The sequence below is a fragment of the Litchfieldella anticariensis FP35 = DSM 16096 genome (assembly GCF_000409775.1).
GTDB lineage: Bacteria > Pseudomonadota > Gammaproteobacteria > Pseudomonadales > Halomonadaceae > Litchfieldella > Litchfieldella anticariensis.
In genome coordinates, this window is the sequence record NZ_KE332377.1 from 786154 (window position 1) to 812399 (window position 26246).

The 26246-nt window shown below is 57.3% G+C and carries 25 protein-coding genes; 11 read left to right on the forward strand and 14 right to left on the reverse strand.

The genetic code is table 11. From position 1 onward, the window contains the following. Nucleotides 1-4 precede the first annotated feature (4 nt). On the forward strand, nt 5-1174 hold the full coding sequence (locus L861_RS03635) for an ABC transporter substrate-binding protein (RefSeq protein WP_016415203.1): 1170 nt from the start codon (nt 5-7) through the stop codon (nt 1172-1174). An 18-nt stretch (nt 1175-1192) separates the two neighbouring features. Here the strand turns inward: L861_RS03635 and L861_RS03640 are convergent, their stop codons facing one another. The 3 genes from L861_RS03640 to L861_RS03650 form a co-directional block, all read right to left on the reverse strand. After that, nucleotides 1193-1984, reverse strand: coding sequence for an alpha/beta fold hydrolase (locus tag L861_RS03640; protein WP_016415204.1), 792 nt, complete (start codon nt 1982-1984; stop codon nt 1193-1195). Nucleotides 1985-2021: 37 nt separating this feature from the next. Further along, a complete protein-coding gene (locus L861_RS03645; protein WP_016415205.1) occupies nt 2022-2708 on the reverse strand; it encodes a 7-cyano-7-deazaguanine/7-aminomethyl-7-deazaguanine transporter in 687 nt (228 codons plus the stop codon). Between the two features lie 130 nt (nt 2709-2838). Then, nucleotides 2839-4827, reverse strand: coding sequence for a propionyl-CoA synthetase (locus L861_RS03650; RefSeq protein WP_016415206.1), 1989 nt, complete (start codon nt 4825-4827; stop codon nt 2839-2841). 313 nt (nt 4828-5140) lie between these two features. Here L861_RS03650 and L861_RS03655 point away from each other — a divergent pair, with 313 nt between their 5' ends. Beyond that, on the forward strand, nt 5141-5458 hold the full coding sequence (locus tag L861_RS03655; RefSeq protein ID WP_016415207.1) for an ArsR/SmtB family transcription factor: 318 nt from the start codon (nt 5141-5143) through the stop codon (nt 5456-5458). 51 nt (nt 5459-5509) lie between these two features. Here L861_RS03655 and sohB read toward each other — a convergent pair whose 3' ends face one another. After that, nucleotides 5510-6544, reverse strand: coding sequence for a protease SohB (gene sohB, locus L861_RS03660; RefSeq protein ID WP_016415208.1), 1035 nt, complete (start codon nt 6542-6544; stop codon nt 5510-5512). Between the two features lie 134 nt (nt 6545-6678). Here sohB and L861_RS03665 point away from each other — a divergent pair, with 134 nt between their 5' ends. Then, the gene (locus L861_RS03665; protein ID WP_016415209.1) at nt 6679-6990 is read left to right on the forward strand and encodes an SCP2 sterol-binding domain-containing protein; all 312 of its coding nucleotides are present in this window, start codon (nt 6679-6681) and stop codon (nt 6988-6990) included. Nucleotides 6991-7024: 34 nt separating this feature from the next. Here the strand turns inward: L861_RS03665 and nudC are convergent, their stop codons facing one another. From nudC to L861_RS03685, 4 genes are read right to left on the reverse strand one after another with little or no spacing between them, the layout of a single operon-like run. After that, nucleotides 7025-7804 carry an NAD(+) diphosphatase gene (gene nudC, locus L861_RS03670; protein WP_016415210.1) on the reverse strand — a complete coding sequence of 260 codons (780 nt, stop codon included), beginning with the start codon at nt 7802-7804 and terminating at the stop codon, nt 7025-7027. Beyond that, complete coding sequence (gene dnaQ, locus L861_RS03675; RefSeq protein ID WP_016415211.1) at nt 7804-8571, reverse strand: DNA polymerase III subunit epsilon; 768 nt, start codon at nt 8569-8571, stop codon at nt 7804-7806. Before dnaQ ends, nudC begins: the two co-directional genes overlap by 1 nt. Nucleotides 8572-8603: 32 nt before the next feature. Next, nucleotides 8604-9065 carry a ribonuclease HI gene (gene rnhA / locus L861_RS03680; RefSeq protein ID WP_016415212.1) on the reverse strand — a complete coding sequence of 154 codons (462 nt, stop codon included), beginning with the start codon at nt 9063-9065 and terminating at the stop codon, nt 8604-8606. Continuing rightward, the gene (locus tag L861_RS03685; protein WP_027947454.1) at nt 9058-9831 is read right to left on the reverse strand and encodes a class I SAM-dependent methyltransferase; all 774 of its coding nucleotides are present in this window, start codon (nt 9829-9831) and stop codon (nt 9058-9060) included. The genes rnhA and L861_RS03685 overlap by 8 nt, the downstream gene beginning before the upstream one ends. Before the next feature lie 177 nt (nt 9832-10008). On the opposite strand from L861_RS03685, the gene gloB reads away from it, so the two are divergent. Together gloB and L861_RS03695 are read left to right on the forward strand one after the other, a co-directional pair. Further along, entirely contained in the window at nt 10009-10776 is a 768-nt protein-coding gene (gene gloB / locus L861_RS03690; RefSeq protein WP_016415214.1) for a hydroxyacylglutathione hydrolase, read from the forward strand. Nucleotides 10777-10824: 48 nt separating this feature from the next. Next, nucleotides 10825-12006, forward strand: a complete 1182-nt coding sequence (locus tag L861_RS03695) for a transglycosylase SLT domain-containing protein (RefSeq protein ID WP_016415215.1) — start codon at nt 10825-10827, stop codon at nt 12004-12006. Here the strand turns inward: L861_RS03695 and L861_RS03700 are convergent. Then, entirely contained in the window at nt 11988-12188 is a 201-nt protein-coding gene (locus L861_RS03700; RefSeq protein WP_016415216.1) for a hypothetical protein, read from the reverse strand. The two genes, L861_RS03695 and L861_RS03700, sit on opposite strands and share 19 nt — an antisense overlap. A 43-nt stretch (nt 12189-12231) precedes the next feature. Between L861_RS03700 and L861_RS03705 the strand changes: the two genes are divergently transcribed. Genes L861_RS03705 through L861_RS03720 form a run of 4 tightly spaced genes read left to right on the forward strand, consistent with a single transcriptional unit; the run spans nt 12232 to nt 17800 of the window. Continuing rightward, complete coding sequence (locus tag L861_RS03705; protein ID WP_051149291.1) at nt 12232-14031, forward strand: extracellular solute-binding protein; 1800 nt, start codon at nt 12232-12234, stop codon at nt 14029-14031. 27 nt (nt 14032-14058) lie between these two features. Further along, nucleotides 14059-15132 carry a microcin C ABC transporter permease YejB gene (locus L861_RS03710; protein ID WP_016415218.1) on the forward strand — a complete coding sequence of 358 codons (1074 nt, stop codon included), beginning with the start codon at nt 14059-14061 and terminating at the stop codon, nt 15130-15132. Nucleotides 15133-15135: 3 nt separating this feature from the next. Beyond that, entirely contained in the window at nt 15136-16212 is a 1077-nt protein-coding gene (locus tag L861_RS03715) for an ABC transporter permease (RefSeq protein ID WP_016415219.1), read from the forward strand. Continuing rightward, the gene (locus L861_RS03720) at nt 16202-17800 is read left to right on the forward strand and encodes an ABC transporter ATP-binding protein (RefSeq protein ID WP_016415220.1); all 1599 of its coding nucleotides are present in this window, start codon (nt 16202-16204) and stop codon (nt 17798-17800) included. Before L861_RS03715 ends, L861_RS03720 begins: the two co-directional genes overlap by 11 nt. A gap of 71 nt (nt 17801-17871) precedes the next feature. On the opposite strand, the gene L861_RS03725 is transcribed toward L861_RS03720, so the two are convergent. Then, nucleotides 17872-18585 (reverse strand): pseudouridine synthase, encoded by a 714-nt coding sequence (locus tag L861_RS03725; RefSeq protein ID WP_016415221.1) that lies wholly within the window; start codon nt 18583-18585, stop codon nt 17872-17874. Next, nucleotides 18586-19389 carry an amidohydrolase gene (locus L861_RS03730; protein ID WP_016415222.1) on the reverse strand — a complete coding sequence of 268 codons (804 nt, stop codon included), beginning with the start codon at nt 19387-19389 and terminating at the stop codon, nt 18586-18588. Between the two features lie 157 nt (nt 19390-19546). Here L861_RS03730 and rarD point away from each other — a divergent pair, with 157 nt between their 5' ends. Next, nucleotides 19547-20479 (forward strand): EamA family transporter RarD, encoded by a 933-nt coding sequence (gene rarD / locus L861_RS03735; RefSeq protein WP_016415223.1) that lies wholly within the window; start codon nt 19547-19549, stop codon nt 20477-20479. A gap of 8 nt (nt 20480-20487) precedes the next feature. Here the strand turns inward: rarD and L861_RS03740 are convergent, their stop codons facing one another. Then, nucleotides 20488-21537 carry a hypothetical protein gene (locus L861_RS03740; protein ID WP_144062949.1) on the reverse strand — a complete coding sequence of 350 codons (1050 nt, stop codon included), beginning with the start codon at nt 21535-21537 and terminating at the stop codon, nt 20488-20490. A 183-nt stretch (nt 21538-21720) separates the two neighbouring features. After that, on the reverse strand, nt 21721-23313 hold the full coding sequence (locus tag L861_RS03745) for a methyl-accepting chemotaxis protein (RefSeq protein WP_016415225.1): 1593 nt from the start codon (nt 23311-23313) through the stop codon (nt 21721-21723). Nucleotides 23314-23541: 228 nt separating this feature from the next. Between L861_RS03745 and L861_RS03750 the strand changes: the two genes are divergently transcribed. Next, the gene (locus L861_RS03750) at nt 23542-25254 is read left to right on the forward strand and encodes a SulP family inorganic anion transporter (RefSeq protein ID WP_016415226.1); all 1713 of its coding nucleotides are present in this window, start codon (nt 23542-23544) and stop codon (nt 25252-25254) included. A gap of 17 nt (nt 25255-25271) precedes the next feature. On the opposite strand, the gene L861_RS23500 is transcribed toward L861_RS03750, so the two are convergent. Then, nucleotides 25272-26105: a universal stress protein gene (locus L861_RS23500; protein WP_016415227.1), complete on the reverse strand. Its 834-nt coding sequence runs from the start codon at nt 26103-26105 to the stop codon at nt 25272-25274. Between the last annotated feature and the right edge of the window lie 141 nt (nt 26106-26246).

Here is a 26246-nt window from a genome sequence, read left to right on the forward strand (position 1 = left end):
TCTGATGACGAGCATGCAACGCCGCTTGGGTGGGGTATGCCTGGCCCTGTTCGTAGCGTTGATTCTGAGCACTCCGCTGCTTACCGGCAGGCCAGATAGCGTTCAGGCCAACCAAGTCGACGACGAAGCCGCACTAGAGGTAATCGAGGTAGTATCCCGTATTGCGGATGGTGAGCCTACGACCGGTGGCGGCCCAGGCATCGATACACCAGGCCCGCCGTCAGGCGTTCCCGTAGTGCCACCCTCCATTATCCTGCGTGCCCCGGAACCTATTGCGCCGCCGCCTACGCGGGAACTGAATGTGGTACTCGATTGGTACCTCAGTCCTCAGCATGCGGCCTTCATCGTGGCGCGTGAGCGAGGTGATTTCGATCAGCAAGGGCTCAAGGTCAGCTTTTCAGCGCCCGCCGATCCAAGCGTACCCACCAAACTCGTCGCTGCCTCACGGGCTGACCTGGCCTTAGGTCGTCAACCACAGCTACACCGGCAGATCGATCAAGGGCTACCACTGATCCGTGTTGCTACCCTGGTTGGCACACCACTCAATAGCTTGGTCGTTCGCGAAGGTAATGGCATCGGTGCCATCTCTGAGTTGAGGGGCAAGACCATCGGCTACGCTACCCAAGACGATATCCAGCCGGCTTTGGCCATCATGCTTGCCCATCACGGCGTGACACTCGACGATGTCACCTTGAAAAGAGTGGATTTTGCCCTGGGGCCGGCATTGGTAGAAAAGCGTGTCGATGCCGTGATTGGCGCCATGCGTCATGTTGCCCCTTTCCAACTTGTGGAGGAAGGGATTGTGCCCTTGAGCTTCATGGTCGAGGAGCACGGACTGCCGCGTTATGACGAACTGATTCTGATAGCCAATCGCGATCACCTCAATGGACAGCGAGACGATATTCGCCGGCTAATTGCCGCTCTCGAAGATGCAACCCACTGGATCATCAACCATCCCGACGAAGCCTGGGAGCTAATGATACGTAGTGAGCCGGGACTGAATACCAAAGCCAACCAGCAGGCTTGGCCAGGCATGCTACGCCGACTGTCGTTGCGCCCGGCAACGCTTGATGCACGCCACTATCTGAACTTCCAGACCTTTCTTTATGAACAAGGACTAATTCAGGAGCGATACCCCATCGAAAGGCTTGCTGTGGATCTGAGTGCTCCCTGACGGAACGGCCAACCTAGTTTAGACCTGCCGTCTTCCTTCGACCTGGTCGAGAAAGGCATTGACCGTGTCCTGGAAGGCGTCAGGGCGTTCAGCGTGTAGCCAATGCCCCGCATCGAGCGAGACGATCTCAGCCTGCGGCAACACCTCATGCACCCGAGGCAACATCTCATCGGTGACATAATGCGAGTTGGCTCCTCGCACCACCAAGGCCGCCCCCTCATAAGGGCGATCACCATCTGGCTCAGCCCGGATGTCCTCATAAGCGTCCTGGATCTGATCAAGCCCGACCCGCCATCGCATGAGACCGTCTTCATCGCGTACCAGGTTGGTAGCCAGGAACAGACGAATGGGCTTTTCCGGCACATACTCCGCCAACAGGGCATCGACTTCACGTCGATTGTCAGGCGACTTGGCCTCCACATGGCGCAACCCGGCAAATATTGCATCGTGACCATGGCCATAGCGTACCGGCGCGATATCAGCAACCAACAGTGAAGCCACTCGTTGTGGATGGAGTCGCGCCAAGGTCATGGCCACTTTCCCCCCCATTGAATGGCCCAGCAGATGGCAGTGCTCGATATCCAACCGATTCAGCACGCCCAGCACATCGTCAGCCATGTCACGGTAACTCATTCCTTCGGCATGCGGTGAGCGACCATGATTGCGCAGGTCCATGGCCACCACGCGTCGCCGTTGCTGCCACTGCTTGATATGCGAGCGCCAGTTGTCGGCACTCCCCAGCAAACCATGAATGACCACCAGTGGAGTCCCCTCGCCGCCGGTGTCGAGGGTGTGAAGTTCCAGCGTCATGGCATTCTCCTTGCGATATCTCCAAGAGGTTGGCTGCTCAACGTGAAATAGGTGTCGTCAACTCAGGGGCACGATCTGTCTGGCCGGTCCTTCCCATCAGGCGACGACTGAGCCATCCCAACAACAGCCCGTACAGCGGCAGGAAGAACAGCAGACTGATCCCTAGCTTGATGACGTAATCGACCCAAGCGATTTCCGGCCAGTTAGCAGCCATGAAAGCATCGGGGCTATTGTGAAAAGCAATCGAAAAGAACGCGAAGGTATCGGCCAAATTGCCGAACAGCGTGGAAACCGCTGGCGCCACCCACCACAAGCGCAGTCGGCGCAAGCGATCAAAGACATGAATGTCCAATAGTTGACCGAGCACATAGGCCATGAAACTGGCCAACGCAATACGCGCCACGAACAGGTTCCAATCCCCCAGCCCTTCGAGACCGGCGAAGCTTCCTCGTGGAAAGACCACCGAAACCACATAGGAAATCACCAACGCTGGCAGCATTACCCGCGTGATGATTGCCCTCGCTGGTTCCTTGCCGAACAGTCGCACGGTCAGGTCAGTGGCCAAAAAGATGAATGGAAAACTAAACGCTCCCCAAGTGGTATGCCAACCAAACATCGTGAACGGCAACTGTACCAGATAGTTGCTGGCAGCGATGATGAGGATATGAAAAGTGACCAGAGCCGCCAACAAGCGACGAGTTTGGGAAGACGACAGTGCGAACATTATCTGCAAGCCTTTTTTTGCCAGGAGGGGTGAGGGAACCCTCGAACATACGCGACGCCACGGCTTATGCCGTGGCGTCAATCATTGGTAGGGAGTGATTATACGCGAGTCAGGGCCATACTGCGCAAGCTCATACCTGCCGCGCATCCGTAGCCTGCCCTACGTCACGGGCACACATGGCATCACGCACGTGCTCGAGGCTAGTGGGATCATCGATGGTCGACGGCACGCCATATTCCTTGCCATCCGCAATATGACGCAGCAATTTGCGTAGGATCTTGCCAGAGCGCGTCTTGGGCAACCGCGACACCACCAGCACCTGCTTGAAACAAGCGATGGCGCCGATCTTCTGGCGAACCAGAGCGATCAGCTCTTCTTCCAGTGCCACCTCATCACCGGAAAAGCTATCCTTCGGAATCACCAGCCCCACTGGCACCTGCCCCTTCAGAGCATCGTGAATGCCGATTACAGCGCATTCAGCCACCACTGGGTGTGCCCCCAACACCTCCTCCATCTCTCCGGTTGAAAGCCGATGACCGGCGATATTGATCACATCATCAGTACGCCCCATGATGAAAAGGTAACCTTCGTCATCGAAGTACCCTCCATCTCCGGTCAGGTAATATCCCGGAAAGGCCGCCATGTAGGCGCCATGGAAGCGCTGGGGATCGCGCCAGATACCCGCCAGACATCCCGGCGGCATGGGCTCGCGAATCACCACGCTGCCCTGCTCGTTGGCCGCGGCCGACTCACCGTCACGGTTCAGTACTTGAACATCGAACCCTGGCACCGCCACGGTTGCCGAACCAGCCTTGATCGGCATCGCTTCCAACCCCTGCAGGTTGGCGACAATCGGCCAGCCGGTTTCGGTCTGCCACCAGTGATCGACGATAGGCACTGACAATAAATCTTCCAACCAGTGGAAGGTTGGTGGATCGAGTCGCTCACCCGCCAGGAATAATGCCTTAAGACTGGAAATATCATGCTTGGCCAGCCACTGACCATCCGGATCCTCTTTCTTGATCGCCCGGAACGCCGTGGGAGCGGTAAAGAAGGTCTTGACTCGATACTCCTCGATCAAACGCCAGAAAGCGCCCGCATTCGGGGTACGCACCGGCTTCCCCTCATAGACGAGCGTGGTGCACCCCCGCAGCAGAGGACCATAAACGATATAGGAATGTCCCACGACCCACCCCACGTCGGAGGCCGAGAAGAACACCTCGTCCGGTGCCATGTCATAGATGGTTTCCATGGAGTAGTACAGAGCCACGGCATGACCGCCATTATCGCGCACTACCCCTTTGGGCTTGCCGGTCGTACCTGAGGTATACAGGATATACAAAGGATCCGTGGCTTTGACCGGCACACAAGGTACCGGCTTGGCAGCATCTACCAATGCTTGCCACTCGTGGTCACCTTCACCGAGTTCGGCATGCAGCTGATCGCGCTGCAGGATCACAGTCGCATCCGGTTGATGGCGGCTGGTGCGTAGCGCTTCGTCGACGATTGGCTTATAGGGAATCACTCTGTCGACTTCCACACCACAAGAAGCGGCAATGACGACCCGGGGTTCGGCATCTTCAATGCGCACCGCCAGTTCATGAGGCGCGAAGCCGCCGAATACGACCGAATGCACAGCACCCAATCGCGCGCAGGCATACATGGCGATCAGGGCCTCCGGCACCATAGGCATGTAGATCACCACTCGATCGCCCTTTTCAACACCTAACTCGGCCAAAGCACCGGCGAACATTGCCACCTGGTCACGCATCTCACGATAACTCAGTTGCCGCTTGGCGCCCGTAACCGGAGAGTCCCAAAGTATCGCGGCCTGCTCACCACGCCCCGATTCGACATGATGATCCAACGCCGCATGGCAAGTATTCATTTCTCCATCCACGAACCAACGAGCATGCCCCTGATCGTCATATTCCAGAATGGTCTGTGGCGAAACGAACCAGGGAATACGTTTGGCCTGCTCGGCCCAGAAGATTTCAGGATGCTCGATGGACTGGCGGTATTCATTCTTGTAGGAGCTCATGACAGTACCCAGTTGGCGGCCCAGTATGCGAGATGGATGACGACATCCACTCTGCTGATTGTTGACACTGTAGAGCATGAAAACAAATTTTCACTTCATACCATCGGCTAACTAGCCGACAACCCACGCCTATTGTCAACAATCTTACGGCCCCATCCATTCAGGACTAAATCCTTAGTCACATTGACTTATCGTTAAATGCTTGCTTGAAAAAGGCTTGCCGAGTTCTTGAAGCTTTACTAAACAAATATTGAGGCTTCACTAAAATGAGATAACAAACAAAAGACGGGAGCGTCACCCACTCGCTGCCACGGCGTCGGGTAATGGGATGGTCGTGAATGGCTTGAATGGCGGCCGCTACCCGCAAAGCCTGACGACCAGGAGACATGACATGAGCACACGCCAACCCGCTAGCCAACTGCTGGATGCAGGGGATCCGGTACTCGGCGAAGCCACCGCCTTGCTCAAGGCGATGGCCAACGAAAACCGGTTGCGTATTTTGTGCTTGCTCAACGGTACCGAATTGTCGGTGTCGGAGCTCAATGCCAAGCTAAGTCTGAGTCAGTCGGCGCTTTCCCAACACCTGGCCATTTTGCGACGCGAAGGCATGGTGACGACTCGTCGCTCCTCACAGACTATCTATTACTCGCTGCAAGGAGAACATGCCAAGCGCATCATCGATGCCCTGGCCAAACTCTACTTGGCATGATCGTGACATGCGGAAAGCGATCACATCGATGTGATCGCTCCGCGGAAGCGGCTATTTACGTAGCCAACGGCTGGCATCGGCCACCTCGATGGTGCGTTCCACTCCTCGCTCCACTCCCTTGGCGATGGCCAACCCCAAGCGCTCGCTCAATCCTTTGCGTGTTTCCAAGCGCACGGTCAGTATCCTGGCATCGCTCATACGCTCCATCAGGTAGGCCTCACTGGTGCCCAAGCTATCCGCCAATCCACGCTGCACGGCATCGCTGCCATACCAGATCTCCCCAGTCGCCGCGCTATCGATATCCAACCCAGACCGCCGCTCGGCGACATAGCGCTTGAACAACTCGTGAGTGTTTTCCAGATCTTCAACGAACTTCTCCCTGCCCTCTTCCGTGTTTTCTCCAAAAACGGTGAGGGTACGCTTATAGCGACCGGCGGTAAGTACCTCGACATCGATATCATGGCGCTTGAGCAAGCGATGAACGTTGGGCAACTGCGCCACCACACCGATCGAACCCAACACGGCGAATGGCGCGACATGCAGCCGGTCAGCGCAACAAGCCATCAGATAACCACCACTGGCCGCTACTTTATCGACACAGACCGTGGTGCTCACTCCAGCCGCACGCAGTCGATCCAATTGGGCAGCCGCCAGACCATAGGCATGTACTAACCCTCCAGCCGACTCCAACCGGATCACCACCTCGTCACCTTCTTTGACGACCCCCAACAGGGCGGAGATTTCCTCGGCCAGGCGTAAGGCCCCGGAAGCCTTCAAATCCCCATGAAAATCCAACACCCAGACACAGGATCGTTCAGACTGCCCTTTTGCCTGGCGTTTCTCATCCTTGTCTGCACGCCGAAAGGCTTTGAGTTGCCCTTTGCGCAATCCCCGGGCGGTACGGGCCAAGCGCAAACGTCGACGGCGCTGAAGGTAGCGTTCATTGAGTTCTTCGATGCACAGTCGTGTGCGATCACTGGACTCATGCCGGACTCTCGCCACCAAGGCTATGACCAATGCCGCAACGACCAGCAAGGTCAACGCCTGGGCCAGAAACATACCGTAATCCGTTAGCCATTCGGTCACTAAACACTCCTCCAAGAAACGACCCGTTCCATTGTCCGTGCCACCACGGTGATACAACACAAGAAGCTTGCTCCAAACGCGTGTTTTAAATAATCTCCTTTTCCACCCGTGGTTCGACATCAAGGATATACGACATGGCCAACCCCATTATCGAGAAGCTTCAGGCTCGTTTCGATACCTCTGCCGCCCAAGATATGGACGACGTCTTCCAGTTTCTTTTCGACGACACCGACGACTACTACTTGATCGTCAAGAATGGCAATCTCGACGTCAAACAAGGTGAGCACGATGATCCTTCAGTCACCCTGTCGATGAGCACCGACACCCTGAAAGGCATCATGAACGGCGAAGTCAATGGTATGACCGCCTTCATGACTGGCAAACTCAAGGCATCAGGCAATGTCATGCTGGCTACTAAGCTGACGAGCCTCTTCCCTACCACATAAGCACAGCTCTCTGCCCAAAGGCCGCTCGCCGCCTTCACCGGACCTTACGCGCCACACTTCCCAAGTGCATCTCGATCAGGGTCCGGGAAATGGAATAGAGCGGCGGCAATTGCGGCAACTTCCCCGGCGAGAACCACGCCGCATCGACAATTTCCTCGCCATCGATACGAATACGGCGGCTAGCAGCCTCGGCAAAAAAACCCAGCATCAACGAATGGGGGAAGGGCCAGGCTTGGCTACGGTAATAACTGACACGCCCCACCGCGATACCCACTTCCTCATAAATCTCACGCCGCACGGCATCCTCGGCAGACTCACCCGGCTCGATGAAACCTGCCAGAGTCGAGTACCGGCCGGGAGGGAAACGCGGGCTGCGTGCCAACAACATGGCATCCCCATGCGTCACAAGAGTAATGATGCACGGTGATATACGCGGATAGTTGCGGTGTTCGCAAATAGGGCAGCGCATGGCAAATTCGTGTGCCACACGCGCTGTCCGACTCCCGCAGCGACCACAGAAACGATGGTCTCGCCACCAGGTTCCCACTTGCAGGGCAGTCGACAAGAGTGAGAATTGCGACTCGGGGAGTTGCGATAACCACGCCCGACCATCTAGCCAATCCGCTCCCGGCGCCGACTCCTCAACCACCAGAGCCACTGGAGTATCATGCCACCACCCCAGCGGCAACGCCGACTCAGGCCATTTCTGGAGCGATTGCAGCAGACCACCATCCGCCCCAGGAGCGATATGCCCTTGAGCCATACGAATCAGAAAACCCTGGTCTGCATTGGTTGGCAGATCACGGCGGAACATCACTGCTGCTTCCGATCCAGCGCTCCCCAGCCTGGCAACTCATCCCACCGACACTGCCCAGCCGTTTGGCGAAGCTTTTCCAGCTTAGCGTGATGAGCCGCCAACTCGTCATCATCGGGACACAGTACCGCCAATCGCCCCCGTTCTGCCGCCAACCGACGAATACCGGCATGCCCAGCATCAGGTTCATCACTAGCGTGCTCTTGCGACAATCCATCCAGAGATAGAGCCGTCTGGCCCCCAGTCATCGCCAGATAGACCTCGGCCAGGATCTCGGCATCCAGCAAAGCGCCATGCAATACACGGTGGCCATTGTCAATGTCGTAGCGCTTGCACAGAGCATCGAGGCTGTTGCGTTGCCCCGGATGTTTGTCACGCGCCATCTTCAGGGTATCGAGTACACGACAATGCTCTGCCACGGGACCCAGCATGGGTTCACTGCGAGCCTGATTGAGCATCAGGAACTCATGATCGATGAAGCCCACGTCGAAGGCAGCGTTATGGATGATCAGTTCGGCGCCGCGAATGTAGTCCCAGAACTCATCGGCGATGGCCGCGAACACAGGTTCGCCGGCGACCCGCTCGTTGGTAATGCCATGGACCTCGATCGCTTCGGCATCGATATCGCGTTGAGGATTGATGTACTGGTGATAGTTGTTGCCGGTAAACCGGCGATTGACCATCTCCACTGCCCCGATCTCGATCAGCCGATGGCCTTCCTTGGGATCGATGCCGGTGGTTTCGGTATCCAGAATGATCTGACGCATGCTATTTCTCAGCTCTCGGCAAAAGCGTGCGATCAGACTCGCGACGCTTGATGATCGTCGATGGCTTCATTGGCCAGTGCATCTGCCCGTTCGTTACCGGGATGCCCACTGTGTCCCTTTACCCAATGCCACTGGATGCGGTGTCGGGCCACTTCGTCCAGCAAGGACCGCCACAACTCGGCATTCTTCACCGGCTGACGGGCCGATGTTTTCCAGCCGCGCTTTTGCCAGCCATGAATCCACTCGGTAATTCCCTTGCGCAGGTATTCGGAGTCGGTCCACAGATCAATCGCACAAGGGCGCTTGAGCTCGCGCAGTGCCATGATGGCCGCCGTCAGTTCCATGCGATTGTTGGTAGTATCGGTTTCGAACCCCTTCAGGTCCTTCTCATGGCGGCCACTGACCAGCACAGCGCCCCAACCTCCTGGCCCAGGGTTACCACGGCAGGCACCGTCGGTATAAATGGTTACATGGGGAAGCGAGGTATCAGTCACCCTCTGTCATCCTTTCCGGTTGGCGACTTATCCGGGTGGCATGCCCCAACGAGGCTCCCCCGAGCGACGACCCAATGGCCAACTTGGGCCGTTGGATCTGCGCCAATTGTGACTTGCGCCGGGCACGTATCATGAAGGTGTCACCCAATGGCAGATTATGACGACGTCCCAGGGTTTCCAGCATGGCATTGCGTGGCGCTCGGCCCGGCAAGTGAAAACCGCAGTAGTCTACCCGCTCGATCTCGAAGTCGACAAACGCTAGCCAATCACCCAACCGGCCGGGAGTACGCCAATGCCCCCGCCATGGCAAATGACGACGACGCTGAGGCCACACCCGCGATAGGCCAGTCACTCCCAGCGGCCCCCAGCCAAAGATGATCAAGCGCCCGCTATCGGCCGTCACTCTCGCGGCCTCTTGCAGCACATGGTGTGGATCTTCCACCACTTCCAACAGGTGGTGAACGATCACCAATTGCATCACCCCGTCAGGCAATGGCAAGCGATCGGGTTGGCAAACCAAAGTTTGGGATGATTCTGCCAATTCTGCGGTCGGTGCCCAGCGTATAGGGTGACGTATCGGGCACATATCCCCCAAGCGTGGCGCCATCCCCAACTCGAGACTGTAGGCGCCAAACAGGCGCTCACATACTGGCCCCAAGCAAGCGCGCTCCGCCTGCCAATGAGCCTGCCCATCGGCCGAACCCCAATAGCGGCGGCCATCGCGCACCAACTGCGCCAGCGATATCATAACATCCGAATTTGACACAGCGCGGCGTTCTCCCCACAGTATTCGGTTTTGCGCAGCCTATTCGTCACTAGGCAATGTTTATTATTTACCACCGGTCGGCCCGGCACCAACGACCTCGCTTGAAACTCTTGAAACTATAGCGGGAGCGGCACGGATGGTTAAGTCGATGACTTGCAACGCGAGGACAGCGATCCCATGTTGAGCGTGACACCGATTCCGGCCTTTAGCGACAACTATATCTGGCTAATGCGCCAGGATACGAGCCCCGAAGTTGCCGTTGTCGATCCCGGCGATGCCAGTCCTGTGATCGACGTGTTAGAGCGTGAAGGGCTCAAGCTTGGAACGATTCTGATCACGCACCATCATCATGACCACACTGGCGGCCTGGCCGAACTCATCCGCCAATACCGGCCACGCGTCATCGGGCCGCAAAACCCTAATATCGAGGGAATCGACGAACGTCTCGTCGAGGGAGACGAATGCCTGATCCTGGGGCGCCGCTTCGAAGTTATCGAAGTACCCGGCCACACCCTGGATCATATCGCCTTCTTCGCCGCGGGTATTCCTCCCCTGCTATTTTGTGGCGACACCCTGTTTTCCAGCGGCTGCGGGCGCTTGTTCGAAGGTTCGCCCGAACAAATGCATGCCTCCCTCACGAAATTGGCGGCACTGCCCAATGAGACGCTGGTATTCGCCGCTCATGAATACACGCTGGCGAATCTGCGTTTCGCCAAGGCTGCCGACCCTGAGAATACTGTCATCGACGAGTATCTCGAAGAATGCCAACGAGCCCGAGAGCAGGACAAGCCCACCCTGCCAAGCAATCTCGCCAGGGAGTTCCAAATCAATCCCTTCCTGCGAGCCGACCAAGCCGGTGTGCAAAAAGCAGCTTCCACACAGGGTGATGTCGACTCAGCGCTTTCCACGTTCACCACCTTGAGAGCCTGGAAAGATCGTTTCTGACCCCATGGACGCCAAACCTACCGTCTGCGCCCCAGAGGAATCCGCGACATGACATACCGAACGGCCCGCCGCCAGGCCTCCTGCCTGGCGGGTGCTCTTTTTTTGACCATTGTAGGCCTTGCCGCTACTGCGCAAGCCCACCCCGGCCTCTCCTCTTATCCCTATAGTTCCGATGAAACACCCACGCATTTCATGGAGGAACTGGTACTCGAGCCAGCCGCAGCGGAAAGTGCCTGGGCCCGGTTACGCGACGCCTTTCAGTGGCAGACCGACACTCACCGGCCACGTGTTCAGGAATGGATAGATCGCTATCTGTCCAGCCCTGAAAACATTGCCGAAATCACCGAACGCGCCACGCCCTGGCTACGCTGGATCACCCGGCAACTCGAGGCCCGCGATCTACCTGGCGAGATCGCCCTGCTACCTTTCGTGGAAAGCTCTTTCGATCCCGCAGCCCGCAGCTCTCGAGGCGCCAGCGGGCTTTGGCAATTCATGCCGGGAACCGCTGATGCACTGGGCCTTCCGCGCAACGGTGTGTATGACGGCCGTCTCGATGTCGTGGCCTCGACCAATGCTGCTCTCGACTACATCCAGCAGCAAGCCGAGCAGTGGTACGAGGGCGACATGGAACTCGCACTTGCCGCCTACAACGCCGGTGCCGGCACCGTGAACAAGGCACGTCGCGCCGCCTCCAGCCGTGGAGAATCCGACGACTACTGGCATCTTGAACTGCCCGGCGAAACCATGCATTACCTGCCCAAGCTGCTGGCCATTTCGGCCATCATCGCCGAGCCGGACAAGTACGACATCGTGTTACCGGATATCGCGGATGCACCCGCCATTGCTGAAGTCGAACTAGAGAAAACACTTAACCTCAAAGATGCCGCCATATTGGCTGGCACCACACGTGAAGCACTTGAAGCACTCAACCCTGGCCTTCTCAATGGGACCTTATCGCCCTCCTACTCCAACGTCTTGCTGGTACCGGCGGAAAGCCACGAGACGCTAGTCGCCAGCCTGGAGACGCTGCAACCATCCAAGACGCCTTCGGGAAGCGATACCTATGTCGTACAACGCGGTGACAACCTCTCGACTATCGCCGCCATGCATGGCATTTCTCTGGCCATGATCCGTGAATATAACGCTCTGGACGGTGACCTGATCCGTGAAGGTCAGATACTGTTGATACCACAACCTACATTCGCCCAGGCTCAGGCCTCCAGCAGCTGACCCAATATCTGCTTGAAAAGCTCTGCCTGGATAGGGTTGAAGCTACGCTGACAGTCGGTATTTACAATTGCGACTGCGGCTGACACTTTAGCGATGGGCGGCCAGGCTGGCCGCCATATTGTGGTGTACTGCAACGTCAGGCAGTGCCTCATTTCTTGAATGACCTCAAGGATGTCATCCATGCTTGCTGTCCATCGCCGCTTGGCTGCCCTGCCACTTGTCGCCATGTTGTTCCTGGTCGTCATGGCCTTGCCAGCCTTCGCGCAGGATGACGTGCCCACGGTTCACGGCTTGGCACTCTACGACGAACCGGCCTTGCCACCCGATTTTTCCCACTTCCCCTATGTCAACCCCGACGCCCCCAAGGGGGGCAGTATGGTTCGCTCCGCGGTAGGCAGCAGCTTCGACTCGACTAACCCTTTCATCATCAGGGGCACCCCGGCGATCGGCATTGGCGAAATATACGACACGCTAGTGGAAAGCAATCCCGATGAACCCTTTTCCGTTTATGGATTGCTCGCTGAAGGCATTCGTCTCGACCCCGAACGCCATTGGATCGAATTCGACCTGCGGCCCGATGCACGCTTCCACGATGGCGAGCCGGTCACCGCTGAGGATGTGGTATTCAGTTTCGAGCTACTGATGGAGAAAGGTAGTCCCTTCTATGGTGCTTACTATGCCGATGTCGACCAGGTCACGGCTCTGGATGAGCACACCGTACGTTTCGAATTCAGCAATAACCTGTCTCGTGAGCTGCCCCTGATCGTCGGTCAATTGCCCATCCTGCCCAAGCACTACTGGAGTGAACATGATTTCACCTCTCCCACTCTGGCACGGCATCCTGGCTCGGGGCCTTATCGTATTGCAGAAGTCGATCCTGGACGGCGCATCGTCTATGAACGAGTACCCGACTATTGGGGCCAAAACCTGCCGGTGAAACGCGGCCGTCACAACATCGACCGCCTGATCTACGATTACTATCGCGATCGCGACGTAGCCATGGAAGCCTTCAAGGCCGGGGTCATGGATCTTCGTATCGATGCCCGAGCCGCCACCTGGGCTACCGGCTACGACTTCCCGGCCTATCAGGAGGGTTATGTCAAGCGCCTCACCATTCCTGATGGCCAGCCGGCCGCCATGCAGGCCTATGCCATCAACTTGCGCAAGGAGAAGTTTCAGGACATACGAGTGCGCGAAGCGCTCAACCTAGCCTTCGACTTTCCCTGGCTCAACGCCAATATCTTCTATGACAGCTACAAGCGCACCAGGAGCTTCTTCCAGAATTCAGAAATGGCCGCCGAAGGGCTCCCCAACGAAGCCGAACTGAAACTCCTCGAACCTTTTCGCGACCAATTACCTGAACGCGTCTTCACTGAACCGCTTCCCATCGATCACCCGAAAAACCTTCGCGATCGCCTGAAACTAGCCTACGATCTATTGCTTGATGCCGGCTACGAAGTGCGTGATGGCGTACTGGTGAATAGCGAAAACGGCAGAACTCTGACAGTGGAAGTGTTGCTATACGACACGGGCCTGGAACGTGTCGTACAACCAATGCTGCGCAACCTGTCACGACTGGGCATTCGGGGAAGTATTCGTATCGTCGACGTCAATCAATATCTCAACCGTTTGCGCAGTTTCGATTTCGACCTGGTGACCGCGCAGTTCCCGCAGTCTAATAACCCGGGGAATGAGCAACGCGAATTCTGGACCAGCGCCTATGCCGAACAGCCCCAGGCGCGCAACATCATGGGGCTGAGCAACCCAGTGGTAGATGCCTTGGTGGACAAACTGATCCGTGCCGATAGCCGCGAAGAACTCAATACTCGTGCACATGCGTTGGACCGAGTGCTGCGCTTCGGCTTCTATGTCATTCCCCATTATCATTCGGGCGAAACCCGCATCGCCATGTGGGATAAGTTCGACTATCCCGATTTCCCCGAATACGGTATCGACCTATCATCCTGGTGGGTCGATCCCGAACGGGAAGATGAGATCCTGCGCCGTCAGGGGCGAGCCAAGTAGCAGAAAGACAATCGATAAGGATGCATCGTGGCCAGCTATATTCTTCGCCGACTGCTACTGATGATTCCCACCCTGCTGGGCATCATGCTGCTCAACTTCATCATCGTTCAGGCTGCCCCGGGCGGCCCTATCGATCAGTTGCTGGCCCGCTTTGAGGGCATGGACTCCATGGCCAGCACGCGTCTTGACGTAGGTGGCGGAGAGGTAGTGACACGGGATGAGTCAAGGGGCTCGCGAGGGGTGGATCCGCGTTTCATCGAACAGCTGGAGAAGCAGTTCGGCTTCGACCAGCCTGCTCATGAACGCTTTCTCGGGATGATCGGCGACTACGCGACTTTTGACTTCGGAAACAGTTTCTTTCGTGATCGGCCCGTCGTATCACTGATGATCGAGCGCTTGCCAGTATCTATCTCGCTGGGCCTGTGGACCACCCTACTGGTCTACCTGGTGTCTATCCCACTAGGCATTCGCAAGGCACTGCAACACGGCTCATCCTTCGACATATGGACCTCAGGGTTAGTGATCGTGGGCTATGCCATCCCCGGCTTCCTGTTCGCCATCCTGCTGATCGTCCTGTTCGCCGGCGGCAGTTATTGGGATCTCTTTCCACTGCGCGGACTCGTTTCTCCCAATTTCGAGGATTTATCCACCTGGAGCAAGATCAAGGACTACTTCTGGCATATCACCTTACCAGTGATAGCCATGACGATCGGCAGTTTTGCCACTCTGACCATGTTGACCAAGAACAGCTTTCTCGATGAGATTCACAAGCAGTACGTACTGACGGCTCGAGCCAAGGGCGCCAGCGACCGTCGTGTCCTCTACGGCCATGTCTTTCGCAACGGCATGCTGATCATCATCGCCGGCATGCCTTCCGCACTGGTTACCATCTTCTTCACCGGCTCACTACTGATCGAGGTGATCTTCTCGCTGGAAGGCTTGGGACTGTTGGGTTTCGAAGCAGTGATGCAGCGCGACTATCCGGTGATCTTCGGCACTCTCTACCTCTATACCTTGATCGGACTGATTCTCAAGTTGATCTCCGATCTCACCTATGTATGGGTAGATCCACGCATCGATTTCGAGACTCGGGAGTCCTGACCGATGTCGGCAACCATGACCCTTTCACCCATCTCCCGCCGCCGCCTGGCAGTCTTCCGACACAACCGACGCGCCTGGATTTCGCTGTGGATATTCCTGGTCCTATTCGGCATCAGCTTGTGTGCCGAGCTGATCGCCAATGACAAGCCTCTTATCATGCGCTACGACGGCCAGTGGTACGCGCCGCTGCTCGTGGACTATCCCGAAACCGAATTCGGTGGGTTCCTACCCACGGGTACCGACTACCACGACCCCTTCATCATAGAGCAGTTGGAGACCCACGGCTGGGCTCTGTGGCCACCAATTCCCTTCTCCTATCAGACACTCGACATGCAGATGCGTCAGCCTTCACCGTCGCCTCCCGACAGTCGTCACTGGCTAGGTACCGACGACCAAGGGCGCGATGTCCTGGCTCGCGTGATCTACGGCTTTCGACTGTCAGTATTCTTCGCTTTGGTGTTGACCGTGGGGTCGTTGGTATTGGGCGTCGTGTTCGGCGGTATTCAGGGCTATTTCGGCGGCAAGACCGATCTCATCGGACAACGCCTCATCGAAATCTGGTCCGGGCTACCGGTGCTGTTCCTGTTGATCATCCTTGCTAGCCTGGTACAGCCCAACCTATGGTGGCTATTGGGCATCATGCTATTGTTCTCATGGCTAGGCTTGGTCGACGTCGTGCGAGCGGAATTCCTGCGCGCTCGCAACCTCGAATACGTACGCGCGGCCAAGGCACTGGGATTACCTTCTCATCTGATCATGCGGCGACATGTATTGCCCAATGCCATGGTCGCTACCCTGACCTTTATCCCGTTCCTGTTCACCGGCGCCATTACCACGCTCACGGCTCTCGACTTCCTGGGGTTCGGCTTACCGCCGGGCTCACCCTCGTTGGGCGAACTCGTGGCCCAAGGCAAGAACAACCTGCAAGCTCCCTGGCTAGGAATTACGGCTTTCGTCAGCCTTTCGGTCATGCTGTCGCTATTGGTCTTCATCGGTGAAGGCCTGCGTGATGCCTTCGATCCACGCCATATTCAGGCCACTAATGGCACAGCCACGAGGATAACGCCGCATGCCAGTTGAACCCCTCTTTCGCTTACAGGATCTCTCCGTCGCTTTCGATGGCGTGACGGTCGTCGATCGGCTGTCACTGGAAGTCCGCCGCGGCGAAACGTTGGCACTGGTCGGTGAATCAGGATCCGGCAAGTCGGTCAGCGCCCTTGGAGCCATGGACCTGCTACCGGCCAATGCCGCCGTCAGCGGAGGCCGTTGGCTGGAAGATACAAGCCTAGATCATTTGTCGGCCCGCGCATGGCGCGCTCTGCGCGGTGGCCGAGTGGGTTTCATTTTTCAGGAGCCCATGACATCGCTCAACCCCCTGCACACCGTAGCCAAACAAATTGGCGAGACACTGCGTCTGCATCAGGGACTCAGCGGTCGTGCCGCACGCGAACGCACTCGCGAATTGCTGGTGCAGGTCAAGCTGCCACGTCCCGACGAACTGCTCGATGCCTGGCCGCATCAACTTTCCGGCGGGCAGCGCCAGCGCGTGATGATTGCTATGGCGATAGCCAACGATCCCGTGCTACTGATTGCCGATGAACCGACCACCGCTCTTGACGTCACCGTGCAACGGGACATCCTCAATCTGCTCGACGAACTACGTGGCCACTACGGCATGGGTATGCTGTTCATCACCCACGATCTAAACCTGGTCAAACGCCACGCTGACAGAGTCTGCGTTCTCTACGAAGGACGTGAGCAGGAAACCGGCCCGGTCGGCGACGTCTTCGCCAATCCGCGCACTGCCTATACCCGAAACCTGATCAATGCTGAGCCAGAGGGCCAACCCCAGCCTCTCGCTTCACAGCACTCCTTACTTGATGCCAAACAGCTATCGGTGGCTTTCTCCCGCCCCAAGCGCTGGCTGTTTGGCAAGCAGCCAGCCCCGTTCGTGGCCGTGCAGCCGTTATCGCTCGAACTGGCTCGTGGCGAAACACTGGGTATCGTCGGTGAATCCGGATCGGGCAAGACGACACTGGCCATGGCACTGCTACGCCTGACTCCCAGTCAAGGAGAAATACGTTTCGATGACGAACGCCTGGACAGACTTACCGGAAATGACCTTCGCAAGCATCGAAAACGTTTCCAGATCGTCTTTCAGGATCCTTACGGGTCACTCTCACCACGTCTACCGGTTTCCGAGATCATCAGTGAGGGTTTGAGATTCCACCATCCGGAACTCTCCGAGCAAGAAGTCCTACACCGTGTGCAAGCGACACTCAAGGAAGTCGGATTGCCACAAGATTGCGCCTCACGCTATCCACATGAGTTCTCCGGCGGCCAACGCCAGCGCATCGCGGTGGCGAGAGCCATCATTCTCGAACCCGAACTCGTGGTGCTAGACGAACCCACGTCGGCGCTGGATCGCAGTGTACAGAAACAGCTCGTGATCCTGCTTCGTGATCTCCAGCGCAAACGTGGTCTCAGTTATCTGTTCATCAGTCACGATCTGGCAGTGGTCCGGGCCATGGCTCACCGAGTGCTCGTACTCAAGGATGGGGAGGTCGTGGAGCAAGGCGAATGCGATCAAGTACTCGGTGCTCCTCGCCACTCCTACACCCAAGCCCTAGTGGAATCCTCGGGCCTGGGCATGATGGCCAGCGCCTGACCTCTGGGAACGGAACCAATGGGAATAGACTAGGTTTGACAGCAGTTCGGCAAGGAAGATAACGGTATAAGTCAGAAAACGGCAATTTCATCGGCCGTTAATTCTCGCCACTCGCCCGGCGCCAGTGTCGCATCCAGCGTGATGTCTCCAATCGACTCGCGATGCAGCGCCTCGACACGATTGCCGATGGCGGCAAACATGCGCTTCACCTGATGATACTTTCCTTCGTAAATCGTCAGTCTGACCTTGTGATCTGAAAGCAACTCGAGCTCAGCAGGTCGTGTTGGCTTCTCTTCGCCATCAAGCAGTATCCCCTCGCCAAAGACCTTCACCGCCGCTTCGGCATCCTTCCCTTCCAGAGGGTCGGCTAGGCTTGCGCGATAAACCTTCGCACATTGTCGTCGCGGCGAGGTGATACGATGCGCCCATTGGCCATCGTCGGTCAGCAGCACCAGTCCGGTCGTGTCTACATCAAGCCGCCCAACGGCCTGTAGCCGCTCCACCTTAGGCAAGTCGACCAGATCAGTTACGATCGGGTACAACCCTCGACGAGCCGTACATTCGACCCCCACCGGCTTTTTGACCGGCTTGTGCAGCATCAGATAACGCAGGCCGACCAATATCAAGGTCCGCCCCAACCACTGAACACGACTATGAGCGTCGACCTGGGTAGCAGGATTTTTGACCACCTCACCATCGACACTAACCTCCTCGCGGTGCATGGCCTTCTTGGCTAATGTGCGAGTCAACTCCGTGGTCTCGCAGAGAAACTTGTCCAGGCGCATCTAGGTCAGCACCTCGAAACGATCGGCATCCATCCAGGCCGGAAATTTTTCGCGGAACTGGGCCAACGTCTCGCGATCGAGGGTGGCGGTACGCAAGAAAGGTTGATCGCGCGGTTCATCGACTAGCGGTTCGCCCTTGAAATCGACCAGCATCGAGTCCCCGGCATAGTCCAGGCCCTTGGCATCTTCGCCGACCCGATTGACACCGATGACGTAGCAAAGATTCTCTATCGCCCGGGCCTGCAACAGCGTTCGCCAAGGTTGGCGTCGCGGTGCCGGCCAATTCGCGACACATAGCATCGCATCGTACTCGAACTTTTCATCACCACGGGGCTGCTGGCGCAACCAAACCGGGAAACGCAGGTCATAGCACACCGTCAACAATAGGCGGAATCCCTTGAGCTCGACGACGACGCGCTTCTGGCCCATGCCATATCGCTCGTGTTCCCCCGCCATACGAAAGAGATGTCGCTTGTCATAGTGAATTGGCTGACCACCGGGTGTGGCCCATATCATGCGGTTGTAATAATCGTTGCCATCCTGTACTGCCACACTGCCGGTCACCACACAACCACGCCTATCGGCCTGCTCACGCAGCCAGGCAACGGTATGACTACTTTCCATTGGCTCAGCCATCTCGCGCGAATTCATGGTGAAACCGGTGGCGAACATTTCCGGCAGCACGATCAGATCGGTTTCCTCTCCTCCCAAGTCACCAAGTAACTCCTCGAGCATCTGGCAGTTGGCCTCGGGATTCTCCCAACGCAGGTCGCACTGCACCAACGTAGTGCGTAACTTGCTCATTTCCTTGTCCTCCTATCGCTCGTCATGGCGGCCCAGTTCTCGTCGACAGCCTAAACGAGTCTTCGTTTCGTCGCAGCTTCCAGATGGCGTCCCCCCAGTAGCGCTGGGTTCGTAGCCGCATTGTGTTAGATTAGAGGTTTTCGATAATGAGGTCACGATGAGTCTCGCCCCAGGCGCTTCCCCACCCATCGATCCAGAAGCCAGCAAAGGTGTGGGCTTTGGGCTAACCGCCTATTTGATGTGGGGTTGCTTCCCGCTCTTTTTCGCCCTGTTCGAGGGCATTCCCGCCTGGGAAGTTTTGATTCATCGGGTCATTTGGTCGTGCGTGTTCCTGGTCGGTCTGGTGACACTCTTGAGACGCTGGGCCCCGGTCGTACGGGCTTTGGCCGAGCCAAGGCGCCTGGGGCGTGTTCTGGCGTGTGCGCTATTGATCGGGCTCAATTGGGGGATCTATATCTATGCCGTGGAAAGTCGCCAGGTTTTCCAAGCCAGCTTAGGGTACTTCCTTACCCCACTGGTCAATGTCGCCTTGGGCATGCTGATACTGCGTGAAAAAATGGCTTGGCTGCAGGGAGTCGCTGTCATCCTCGCCATGCTGGCTATTGCCATCCAGCTGTTGATACTGGGTGAATTGCCCTGGATCACGCTGACCTTGGCGCTTTCCTTCGGCACCTACGGCTTGCTACGCAAGCAAGTACCACTGGATGGGCTATCGGGCCTGTTCGTCGAAACGCTGCTGTTGCTTCCCTTGGGGCTCATCGCCCTAGCCTGGTTGAGTGCCAGTGATGCCTCGCACTTCTTATCGACGCATCAAACGACTCTGCTGCTTATCGCCAGTGGTGTGATCACGGCGCTGCCCCTGATGGCGTTCGCTGGCGCCGCTCGTCGCCTTCGCCTGGCCACTCTGGGTTTCTTGATGTACTTGAATCCCAGCATTCAGTTCTTCATCGCCTTGCTGATATTCCACGAGCCTCTGACAACGACCCAGCTCACCACCTTTGTCCTGATCTGGTCAGGGCTGGCGCTCTACTCGTGGTCGGCGTGGCAAACACGCTCCAAGCCGCGTAGGGCAGCACCTGATCAAGGATGACGCAGTGGCTAGGCACGGGTTCCAGAATACTTCGAAAGGGACTCTTCCCGCACCGAACCCTTGGCGAAGTAATCGATCAGCCCTTCGAGAACCGCCATGGTTGGCACCTGGAACTGCCACAGCTGTTGCCCCGGTGCTGTAAGAAAGCTCTCCTGATAAAGCCGGGCCGCAGGGTCGTCGCTACGATTTTCTAGCGCCTGAGCACCCAGGAGTTTCAGCGGCTCAGCATCGTCCAGGGACACCATCATCAGGCAATGCTGTATTCCTTGGGAATTAATTGCGAAACGCTGCCCTGTGGCACGCACTTGCCACTCGCTCAATCGCAACCGGCTGATCTGGCGACGATGCTCCACCTCTGACAACTGTGCTAGATGCGCTGCAGCGAGCCGCCCATTGATACGACGTTCGCGGCTGGCGGCATTGATGGCGGGATAGAGAAACCCCTTGCGCTTGATCATCCAATCCATGGCCTCGCCGATTTCGACGCCTTCACCTCGGCGAAAACGCATCTCTCGACGCGATAGCGCATTGCGCACGGTAGCCAAGCGGATTGAGCAAGCTGCCGCAATCTCGAGGTGATCGACAACTCCCGGATGCTGGATCATCAGGCCCACTCTTTCGGCTACCATCTTGGCAAGTGCCGGAGAAGGATCCAGTTTCAAGCGTAGCGCAGCCAGTCCCAGCAGATGCTCAAGGCGTGGCCAACCAGCCTTGCTGTGCTGCATAGCCACCGCACGTGTCAACGCAACGAAATCGACGAAATCTTTCAGGATATGAGTGATATCCGAGGCCTCGGCTCTCCATTGCTGAAGATCCTGCTTACCACATGCCAAGGCTTTCCATTGAAGTGCGGCACGAATCATCTGATGTTGAAGACAGTCTTCTGACTTCAGCGGCTCATCTCTCCCACCTGATAACCGCCGCAAAGGTTCTGCCACTTCCTCGCCAGCAGAAGCGACATCAGCCGAAAGCGCATCGTCGTCGAACAGTACGTCAGCAGGCTGCCCCAATAGAGCATCCTGTAACCCCTGGCCCGATGGTCTCGTGTCTTTCGCCATGCCCCCTCCGCCGGCTCCCGCCCTTTTAAGAAAGGTTATTTTAATTAACTACACTGTAATTCGGGTTAACGGCCTATGGGGGAAAAACTTGAGCGTAAACATGGCAGAATCGCCTTCCATGCGCCCTTTAGCACAATTTAGAGGCACGATCTAAAGCTCCCTCGAGGCAATACCTCTCAATCATCAAGCCGCTTCGGGTTGATAACCGACACGAAAACCTCCCCAGTGCTCTCCCTTGACGAAGATCGGTACCGACAAGTCGTGCATCACCTCGCCGGTATCGCGCTTGTATGTCTGCACCAACAAAGGGGCTTGGTGTGCACCGCACCGGCTTCCCGTGGGATCATCGAAGATGCGCTTGCTGCGACTGTGTTGCAGGTCGTGTGTGTAGTCGCCGGTCAGTGGCTGGCTGACTTTCAGGTTATGAGTCGGCACGTAGCCGCGCTGATTACAAGTAATGGCATAGGCAACACCCAGCGACTGCAACAGCGGTTCCTGTATGGCGGGAAGATGTCGATCGGTAAAGTCGTCGTAGGCCGTTCGATATTTGGGTGGATTGGTCTGGTCGATGAGCTCGTATTCATCGGCGAATAGCGCATTGCGGTCGAGCTCACCGCGCTTGAGCGCCTGTTCGAACAACGTACCGATGCGATCCGCCGCCGCTCTGGCCGCCAGAAATACCTGCTGGTGGCGTCCATCCAAGCGCTGCTGGGCAAGCTCGCCATCAACGCCTTCGGCAGCTTCCATCAAGGCATGAGCCTGGGCCGCCAAGTCGTGCATGTCACGGGTGCCTTCGTACACCTCGGTCTCTAACGTGTTCAAGACTTCTGCTACCTGACGACCGTGCACGCTGGTATCGGCCATGGCCGTGGCGATGCTGCCGATCTGCTGCTCGACGCTATCGAAATCACGGGTCAGGTCACTCAAGTGGCTTCCGACTGATTCCACTTCCTTGGCTCGATCGCCAACACGCTTCATGAGATGGCCGATGGTATCGACCACACGATGGCTGCTGTCGCCAATCTCGCCAACCAACGTCTCGACCTGGTGCGTAGCATCGGCCGTGCGTTTGGCCAGCTCACGTACTTCACCCGCCACCACAGCGAAACCACGCCCATGCTCACCGGCACGTGCCGCCTCAATGGAGGCATTGAGCGACAGCAGATTGGTCTGCTCTGCGATTTCCTCGATCAGTGCGGTGACATGCCGCACACTATCGCTCTTGCGGCCCAGCGCCTCCAACAGCTCAAGCGCCTCCTCCGACCGGGAGGCGAGCGAACGCATCTCCTCGATCACTTGGTCCAGTGCTTCGCGGCTGGCCAGATTCGACTCTCGCGAATGACTGGCCAACTCCGCCACCTGAGCCGCACTCGCCGAGACTTGCTCGATCGCCGCAGTGATTGCGGCCATGCTCGACACCGCTTCCTTGACCACGCTGTCCTGGCGCGCCAGGCGCTGATCCAGGCGATCGGCATGGTGCGACACCTCGGCCGAGGCAATAGCCGTGCGTCCTGCACGTTTGATCAGACGATGAGCCATTCCCTTGAGCGACAGATAATCATGCTGCGGGGGAAACCAAGGCTGCTTGCCTTTACCGGCCAAGATGTCGCCATCCGCTGAATAGATCGACAATGCCCCGGCCGACATCAAGCTCGCCCCGCTCAATGCCGCCAGTAGCATCGACAGGTAATTTCCCCACGGCCCCGACACCAGATTGAGGACAGCCACAGCCATCGCTGCCAATGCCAGAGACAACACCATCACGATCTTGCCCATAGACTTGCTCTCTGTTGTTGTTCCCAAGAGAGCTTATCGGCATTTTCTCGAGGATCTGTTTAGTACTTTGGGTGCATCCACCAAAGTTCAGCCCACAGGACGGCAAACGTCCGCGGGACGCTCAAGGCGTCTCGAGAGAAAGTTGGTAGACAGCGACTCCAGGCTGAAATCATTCGCCATTTTCCTGTACGCTCACGCTTTTGATCGCCCGCCAAACAAGGGCCTGCGATGCTCAAACGTTATTTGCCGATACTGACGTGGCTGCCACACTATACGTTGCGGCTGTTTGGCGCCGATCTGCTGGCCGGTGTCATCGTCACCATCATGGTGATTCCACAGTCTTTGGCCTACGCCATCCTTGCTGGTCTTCCCGCCGTGGTGGGACTTTATGCCAGCCTTCTCCCACTGCTTGCTTACACTCTCTTTGGCACCAGCCGCACTCTGGCAGTGGGACCAGTAGCGATTCTCGCTTTAATGACCGGTGCAGCATTGGTCAACGTCGCAACGCCGGGCAGTACCGCCTATCTCGAGGCAGCAACGGCACTCGCCCTACTCTCCGGGCTGATGCTGGCCGCCATGGGATTGATGAAACTGGGATTTTTCGCCAACTTCCTAAGCCACCCAGTGATCTCGGGATTTTTGACTGCCTCAGGCATCCTGATCGCTACCAGCCAAGCAGCCAATCTATTGGGGATCTCTGGATCCGGGTTCACGGTAGTCGAACTCGCCGTTAGCCTGACCGCCAACATCGCCAATATCCACTGGCCAACCCTGGCCATCGGCGCGGGCTGCCTCGGCTTTCTCGTTCTCATGCGAAGCCGGGGGAAAGCTCTACTGCAGTGGTTAGGAGTCGGCAAGGGACTCGCCTCGCTAATAGCGAAAGCCGGACCGGTCTTCGCAGTGGTAGCAACGACCCTGCTAAGCTGGCAGTTTGCATTAGCAGAAAAGGGCGTTGCCGTGGTGGGTATCATCCCCCAGGGCTTACCCCCCTTCTCCTTCCCCAGCCTTGATCTGCCTTTATGGCGAGAGCTGTTGATCCCAGCCCTGTTGATCAGCATCGTTGGTTTCGTCGAGTCGGTTTCCATGGGCCAAATGCTTGCTGCCAAGCGCCGACAACGCATTTCCCCCAATCAGGAATTGATCGGCTTGGGAAGCGCCAATATCGCTGCTGCCATTTCCTCGGGTATGCCGGTGACCGGTGGACTATCACGCACTGTGATCAACTTCGATGCCGGCGCCCAGACACCCGCCGCCGGGGCCTTCGCCGCACTCGGTATCGGACTTGTCACCCTGTCCTTCACACCACTGCTCCACCATTTGCCGATCGCCACCCTGGCCGCCACCATTACGGTGTCGATCCTTACCCTGGTCGATACCCAGATGATCCGTCAGACTTGGCGTTACTCGCGCAGCGATTTCGCTGCCATGGCAGCGACCATTGCACTGACGCTTGTGGAAGGGGTGGAAGCCGGCATCATTGCCGGTGTGACGCTGTCTATCGGATTATTCCTGTATCGCACCAGCCGCCCCCACAGTGCTCTGGTGGGACGCGTACCCGGTACCGAACACTTTCGCAACATGGCACGACACGAGGTGGAAAGTGTCAGTCATGTGGCTTTGCTACGCGTTGACGAAAGCCTGTACTTCGCCAATGCCCGCTACCTCGAGGATACCGTCTATACCTTGGTCGCCAGCCACCCGGAACTCGAACATGTGGTACTGATCTGCTCGGCAGTCAATCTGATCGACGCCTCGGCACTCGAGAGTCTCGATGCCATCAATGCCCGACTCAAAGACTCCGGCGTCACCCTGCATCTAGCCGAGGTGAAGGGGCCGGTCATGGACCGATTGAAGAACAGTGATTTCCTCGACGAACTCACCGGCCGAGTCTTTCTCAGCACCTACTCGGCGTGGAGCGAACTGAAGCAACCCCGTGAATGACGCTATCGAGGCAACAACTATCGATGCAACAACACCGGCTGCACCGCTGATCGCAAAATGGCTTCCGTGGTCGAGCCCAGCAACCACTCGCGGATTCGACCGTCGCCGAAGGCACCTATGGTGATCAGATCACCCGGCTGCGCCATCTCCAGAATCACATCGGCAGGATCTCCTTTGCGGACTTCTGTCTCGACCTCAATCCGATGACTTTCGGCATATTGCGTAACGGTTCGCAAGTGACGATTGGCGATGACGTCGTCATGATGCACGCTGACGGCCGTCAACGGCAGTAACAGGCGCTGCGCCAGTTCGATGGCATAGACCATCGCTTCGCGGGCAGGCTTGGTGCCATCAACCCCCAGCAGGATCCTCGAAATGTCCTGAAACTCGGCACCTGCCAGCAATACTGGCTGTTCCGCAGTTCGCAGCACACGTTCCACGACCTCACCCAGCCCCTTGCTATCGCCCAGGCCCGCGGACTCACCACGTCGCCCCATGACGATCAAGTCGCTATCGGCAGCGGCATCGAGGATACGCACGGCAGGTACGCCACTAAGCATTTCGCCACGGCAATCGACACCAGCAGCCTTGATCTCCGCTTGCATCGACGCCAGCAGGCGTTGCCCCTCGGCCTCTAGCTGTTCCAGATTTTCCCGCCTGAGCCGCAAGGCCGCTTCGATCATCTCCGGGCGCGCATCCTCCCCATAGAACCCCACCTCCGTGAGACGGGAATCAGTGACGAAGACGATATGAACGCCCCCTTCGAGCTTACGTGCCAGATCGATTGCATACTGGCTCGCCACCTTGCCAGATGGCGACATGTCGATAGCCAACAGAACCGACTGAATCATGACCCAGCCTCCTGTCGTGAATGAAGATCACCCTGACTCGTATTTTAGTCAATTCCGCATCCTATGGCGGTGACATTGCAGGGGCTTGGCTTCCTGTTCACGGCTATGTCTATCCTTCAAGTACAACGCCAGTCGAGGAGA

Coding starts and splice junctions, on each gene's coding strand:
- L861_RS03635 (WP_016415203.1), top strand. CDS start 5: ATGACGAGCATGCAACGCCGCTTGGGTGGGGTATGCCTGGCCCTGTTC.
- L861_RS03640 (WP_016415204.1), bottom strand. CDS start 1,984: ATGACGCTGGAACTTCACACCCTCGACACCGGCGGCGAGGGGACTCCA.
- L861_RS03645 (WP_016415205.1), bottom strand. CDS start 2,708: ATGTTCGCACTGTCGTCTTCCCAAACTCGTCGCTTGTTGGCGGCTCTG.
- L861_RS03650 (WP_016415206.1), bottom strand. CDS start 4,827: ATGCTCTACAGTGTCAACAATCAGCAGAGTGGATGTCGTCATCCATCT.
- L861_RS03655 (WP_016415207.1), top strand. CDS start 5,141: ATGAGCACACGCCAACCCGCTAGCCAACTGCTGGATGCAGGGGATCCG.
- L861_RS03665 (WP_016415209.1), top strand. CDS start 6,679: ATGGCCAACCCCATTATCGAGAAGCTTCAGGCTCGTTTCGATACCTCT.
- nudC (WP_016415210.1), bottom strand. CDS start 7,804: ATGTTCCGCCGTGATCTGCCAACCAATGCAGACCAGGGTTTTCTGATT.
- dnaQ (WP_016415211.1), bottom strand. CDS start 8,571: ATGCGTCAGATCATTCTGGATACCGAAACCACCGGCATCGATCCCAAG.
- gloB (WP_016415214.1), top strand. CDS start 10,009: ATGTTGAGCGTGACACCGATTCCGGCCTTTAGCGACAACTATATCTGG.
- L861_RS03695 (WP_016415215.1), top strand. CDS start 10,825: ATGACATACCGAACGGCCCGCCGCCAGGCCTCCTGCCTGGCGGGTGCT.
- L861_RS03700 (WP_016415216.1), bottom strand. CDS start 12,188: ATGGATGACATCCTTGAGGTCATTCAAGAAATGAGGCACTGCCTGACG.
- L861_RS03705 (WP_051149291.1), top strand. CDS start 12,232: ATGTTGTTCCTGGTCGTCATGGCCTTGCCAGCCTTCGCGCAGGATGAC.
- L861_RS03715 (WP_016415219.1), top strand. CDS start 15,136: ATGTCGGCAACCATGACCCTTTCACCCATCTCCCGCCGCCGCCTGGCA.
- L861_RS03720 (WP_016415220.1), top strand. CDS start 16,202: ATGCCAGTTGAACCCCTCTTTCGCTTACAGGATCTCTCCGTCGCTTTC.
- L861_RS03725 (WP_016415221.1), bottom strand. CDS start 18,585: ATGCGCCTGGACAAGTTTCTCTGCGAGACCACGGAGTTGACTCGCACA.
- L861_RS03730 (WP_016415222.1), bottom strand. CDS start 19,389: ATGAGCAAGTTACGCACTACGTTGGTGCAGTGCGACCTGCGTTGGGAG.
- rarD (WP_016415223.1), top strand. CDS start 19,547: ATGAGTCTCGCCCCAGGCGCTTCCCCACCCATCGATCCAGAAGCCAGC.
- L861_RS03740 (WP_144062949.1), bottom strand. CDS start 21,537: ATGGCGAAAGACACGAGACCATCGGGCCAGGGGTTACAGGATGCTCTA.
- L861_RS03745 (WP_016415225.1), bottom strand. CDS start 23,313: ATGGGCAAGATCGTGATGGTGTTGTCTCTGGCATTGGCAGCGATGGCT.
- L861_RS03750 (WP_016415226.1), top strand. CDS start 23,542: ATGCTCAAACGTTATTTGCCGATACTGACGTGGCTGCCACACTATACG.
- L861_RS23500 (WP_016415227.1), bottom strand. CDS start 26,105: ATGATTCAGTCGGTTCTGTTGGCTATCGACATGTCGCCATCTGGCAAG.